This is a genomic window from Amycolatopsis pittospori, from assembly GCF_013870525.1.
In the GTDB taxonomy this organism is placed as follows: Bacteria; Actinomycetota; Actinomycetes; order Mycobacteriales; family Pseudonocardiaceae; genus Amycolatopsis; species Amycolatopsis pittospori.
In genome coordinates this window covers 1-5,206 of record NZ_JACBXD010000175.1, presented here as the reverse complement: position 1 = coordinate 5,206, position 5,206 = coordinate 1, and the positions used below count along the sequence as shown (strand labels likewise).

The 5,206-nt window shown below is 56.3% G+C and carries 3 rRNA genes; all 3 read left to right on the top strand.

From position 1 onward, the window contains the following. The first annotated feature begins 21 nt into the window (after positions 1-21). Positions 22-1,536: ribosomal RNA gene (locus H5J31_RS39335) — 16S ribosomal RNA — on the top strand. Positions 1,537-1,857: 321 nt separating this feature from the next. Then, positions 1,858-4,996, top strand: a 23S ribosomal RNA gene (locus H5J31_RS39330). A gap of 89 nt (positions 4,997-5,085) precedes the next feature. Next, positions 5,086-5,202 (top strand): 5S ribosomal RNA (gene rrf / locus H5J31_RS39325). Together the 16S, 23S and 5S rRNA genes form the textbook arrangement of a ribosomal RNA operon. Positions 5,203-5,206 lie beyond the last annotated feature (4 nt).

Genomic DNA, 5,206 nt, shown 5'->3' with positions numbered 1-5,206 from the left:
TTGCCTCGATCAAATTTGACATTGTTGGAGAGTTTGATCCTGGCTCAGGACGAACGCTGGCGGCGTGCTTAACACATGCAAGTCGAACGATGAAGCCTTCGGGTGGATTAGTGGCGAACGGGTGAGTAACACGTGGGCAATCTGCCCTGTACTTTGGGATAAGCCTGGGAAACTGGGTCTAATACCGGATATGACTTCTCATCGCATGGTGAGGGGTGGAAAGCTCCGGCGGTACAGGATGAGCCCGCGGCCTATCAGCTTGTTGGTGGGGTAATGGCCTACCAAGGCGACGACGGGTAGCCGGCCTGAGAGGGTGACCGGCCACACTGGGACTGAGACACGGCCCAGACTCCTACGGGAGGCAGCAGTGGGGAATATTGCACAATGGGCGAAAGCCTGATGCAGCGACGCCGCGTGAGGGATGACGGCCTTCGGGTTGTAAACCTCTTTCGCCAGGGACGAAGCGCAAGTGACGGTACCTGGATAAGAAGCACCGGCTAACTACGTGCCAGCAGCCGCGGTAATACGTAGGGTGCGAGCGTTGTCCGGAATTATTGGGCGTAAAGAGCTCGTAGGCGGTTTGTCGCGTCGTTCGTGAAAACTCCACGCTTAACGTGGAGCGTGCGGGCGATACGGGCAGACTTGAGTTCGGTAGGGGAGACTGGAATTCCTGGTGTAGCGGTGAAATGCGCAGATATCAGGAGGAACACCGGTGGCGAAGGCGGGTCTCTGGGCCGATACTGACGCTGAGGAGCGAAAGCGTGGGGAGCGAACAGGATTAGATACCCTGGTAGTCCACGCTGTAAACGTTGGGCGCTAGGTGTGGGCGACATCCACGTTGTCCGTGCCGTAGCTAACGCATTAAGCGCCCCGCCTGGGGAGTACGGCCGCAAGGCTAAAACTCAAAGGAATTGACGGGGGCCCGCACAAGCGGCGGAGCATGTGGATTAATTCGATGCAACGCGAAGAACCTTACCTGGGCTTGACATGCGCCAGACATCCCTAGAGATAGGGCTTCCCTTGTGGTTGGTGTACAGGTGGTGCATGGCTGTCGTCAGCTCGTGTCGTGAGATGTTGGGTTAAGTCCCGCAACGAGCGCAACCCTTATCCTACGTTGCCAGCGCGTTATGGCGGGGACTCGTGGGAGACTGCCGGGGTCAACTCGGAGGAAGGTGGGGATGACGTCAAGTCATCATGCCCCTTATGTCCAGGGCTTCACACATGCTACAATGGCTGGTACAGAGGGCTGCGATACCGCGAGGTGGAGCGAATCCCTTAAAGCCGGTCTCAGTTCGGATCGCAGTCTGCAACTCGACTGCGTGAAGTCGGAGTCGCTAGTAATCGCAGATCAGCAACGCTGCGGTGAATACGTTCCCGGGCCTTGTACACACCGCCCGTCACGTCATGAAAGTCGGTAACACCCGAAGCCCATGGCCCAACCCGCAAGGGGGGGAGTGGTCGAAGGTGGGACTGGCGATTGGGACGAAGTCGTAACAAGGTAGCCGTACCGGAAGGTGCGGCTGGATCACCTCCTTTCTAAGGAGCAACACATCCACCCTGCCGGGATACCCGGAACCACAGTGGTGGAGTGGGCACGGCTCAACATCCGAATGTGGTGTTGCCGGGCTTGCTCAAGGAATTGTGGAACTACTGGTTATGACCTGAGGTCAGGTTGCCGGCAAGTGCGAGTACTGCTTCCTCCGGGGAGCGTGGAAAGTGTTCTGCCGGGTCTGGTCGATGATCGTTCACTCAGCACGCTGTTGGGTCCTGAGGCAACACGCCAAGGGGCTAACCCCCTGGGAAGTTTGTTTCTGGTGTGGTGTTTGAGAACTGTAGAGTGGATGCGAGCATCTTTGTGGTCAAGTTATTAAGGGCACATGGTGGATGTCTTGGCTTCAGGAGCCGATGAAGGACGTGGGAGGCTGCGATATGCCTCGGGGAGCTGTCAACCGAGCTGTGATCCGAGGATTTCCGAATGGGGAAACCCAGCACCAGTTATGTGGTGTTACCCGCATCTGAATATATAGGGTGCGTGGAGGGAACGCGGGGAAGTGAAACATCTCAGTACCCGTAGGAAGAGAAAACAACCGTGATTCCGTGAGTAGTGGCGAGCGAAAGCGGAAGAGGCTAAACCGTTTGTATGTCAAGCTGTCAGGCGTTGTACAAGCGGTGTTGTGGGACCCAGCGTCGAGGATCTGACAGTCCTCGGAATGATTGCGCGTGTTAGTGGAACGCCTTGGGATGGGCGACCGGAGTGGGTGAGAGTCCCGTACGCGAAAACACGTTGTGGATTGTTTGTCTGGTGTTCCCGAGTAGCAGCGAGCTCGTGGAATTTGCTGTGAATCTGCCGGGACCACCCGGTAAGCCTAAATACTTCCTGAAGACCGATAGCGGACTAGTACCGTGAGGGAAAGATGAAAAGTACCCCGGGAGGGGAGTGAAAGAGTACCTGAAACCGTGTGCCTACAAGCCGTCAGAGCCCGAGCATATCCTTGTGATATTACGGTGATGGCGTGCCTTTTGAAGAATGAGCCTGCGAGTTAGTGCTGCGTGGCGAGGTTAACCCGTGTGGGGTAGCCGTAGCGAAAGCGAGTCTGAATAGGGCGATTGAGTCGCGTGGTCTAGACCCGAAGCGGAGTGATCTACCCATGGCCAGGCTGAAGCGTCGGTAAGACGACGTGGAGGGCCGAACCCACTTAGGTTGAAAACTGAGGGGATGAGCTGTGGGTAGGGGTGAAAGGCCAATCAAACTCCGTGATAGCTGGTTCTCCCCGAAATGCATTTAGGTGCAGCGTCACATGTTTCACCACGGGGGTAGAGCTACTGGATGGTCTAGGGGCCTTACCGGGTTACCGAAATCAACCAAACTCCGAATACCGTGGTGTGAGAGTGTGGCAGTGAGACGGCGGGGGATAAGCTTCGTCGTCGAGAGGGAAACAGCCCAGAACACCAGCTAAGGCCCCTAAGTGTGTGCTCAGTGGGAAAGGATGTGGGATTGCCCAGACAACCAGGAGGTTGGCTTAGAAGCAGCCACCCTTGAAAGAGTGCGTAATAGCTCACTGGTCAAGTGGTCCTGCGCCGACAATGTAGCGGGGCTTAAGCACACCGCCGAAGCTGTGTCATTCACACATATAGATCGGTTTCCATCTTCGGGTGGTTATCTAGTCGTGTGGATGGGTAGGGGAGCGTCCTGCATCCAGGGAAGCGGCGGCGGAAGCCAGTCGTGGAGGGTGTGGGAGTGAGAATGCAGGCATGAGTAGCGAATGCAGAGTGAGAAACTCTGCCGCCGGATGACCAAGGGTTCCTGGGCCAGGCTAATCCGCCCAGGGTAAGTCGGGACCTAAGGCGAGGCCGACAGGCGTAGTCGATGGATAACGGGTTGATATTCCCGTACCCGAGCACGTGCGCCCAGGATGAGGCGGTTGATACTAACCACCCAAAGCGCCATTTGAAGCCCTTCGGGGTGGATGGTGGTTGTGGAGCGTGGGATCTGATTCCGTAGTAGTCGAGTGATGGGGTGACGCAGGAAGGTAGCTCCGCCAGTGAGTGGTAGTACTGGTGTAAGCGTGTAGGCCGAGTAGTAGGTAAATCCGCTATTCATTAAGGCTGAGACGTGATGCGTAGCCGATTGAGGTGAAGTAGAGTGATCCTATGCTGCCGAGAAAAGCCTCTAGCGAGTGCGTGCACGGCCCGTACCCCAAACCAACACAGGTGGTCAGGTAGAGAATACTAAGGCGATCGGGTGAACTGTGGTTAAGGAACTCGGCAAAATGCCCCCGTAACTTCGGGAGAAGGGGGGCCAAACACTCTGAAGTCCCTTGCGGACTAGGGGTGGGTGGCCGCAGAGACCAGCGGAAAGCGACTGTTTACTAAAAACACAGGTCCATGCGAAGTCGCAAGACGATGTATATGGACTGACGCCTGCCCGGTGCTGGAACGTTAAGAGGACCGGTTAACCCCTTCGGGGGTGAAGCTGAGAATTTAAGCGCCAGTAAACGGCGGTGGTAACTATAACCATCCTAAGGTAGCGAAATTCCTTGTCGGGTAAGTTCCGACCTGCACGAATGGCGTAACGACTTTCCGGCTGTCTCAACCACAGGCCCGGCGAAATTGCACTACGAGTAAAGATGCTCGTTACGCGCGGCAGGACGGAAAGACCCCGGGACCTTTACTATAGTTTGGTATTGGTTTTCGGTTCGGCTTGTGTAGGATAGGTGGGAGACTGTGAAGCGGGCACGCTAGTGTCGGTGGAGTCGTTGTTGAAATACCACTCTGGTCGGATTGGGAATCTCAACCTCGGACCATGATCTGGTTCAGGGACAGTGCCTGATGGGTAGTTTAACTGGGGCGGTTGCCTCCTAAAGAGTAACGGAGGCGCCCAAAGGTTCCCTCAGCCTGGTTGGCAATCAGGTGTTGAGTGCAAGTGCACAAGGGAGCTTGACTGTGAGACAGACATGTCGAGCAGGGACGAAAGTCGGGACTAGTGATCCGGCACCACCTGGTGGAAGGGGTGTCGCTCAACGGATAAAAGGTACCCCGGGGATAACAGGCTGATCTTGCCCAAGAGTCCATATCGACGGCATGGTTTGGCACCTCGATGTCGGCTCGTCGCATCCTGGGGCCGGAGTAGGTCCCAAGGGTTGGGCTGTTCGCCCATTAAAGCGGCACGCGAGCTGGGTTTAGAACGTCGTGAGACAGTTCGGTCCCTATCCGCCGCGCGCGTAGGATACTTGAGGAAGGCTGTCCCTAGTACGAGAGGACCGGGACGGACGAACCTCTGGTATGCCAGTTGTCACGCCAGTGGCATGGCTGGTTGGCCACGTTCGGAAGGGATAACCGCTGAAGGCATCTAAGCGGGAAGCCTGTTCCAAGATGAGGTATCCCACCCCTTGTGGGTTAAGGCCCCCAACAGACCATTGGGTTGATAGGCCAGAAATGGAAGCACAGTAATGTGTTGTCGAGTTGACTGGTACTAATAGGCCGAGGACTTGCCCACAAAGATGTTACGCATCCACTCTACAGCTCTGAAACACCACACAACCCCTCTCTTTCTTCAGAGAGAGCAGGGAGTGTGTTTCACAGTGTTTCGGTGGTTATAGCGTCAGGGAAACGCCCGGTCCCATTCCGAACCCGGAAGCTAAGCCTGACAGCGCCGATGGTACTGCAACCGAAGGGTTGTGGGAGAGTAGGACACCGCCGGACTAAC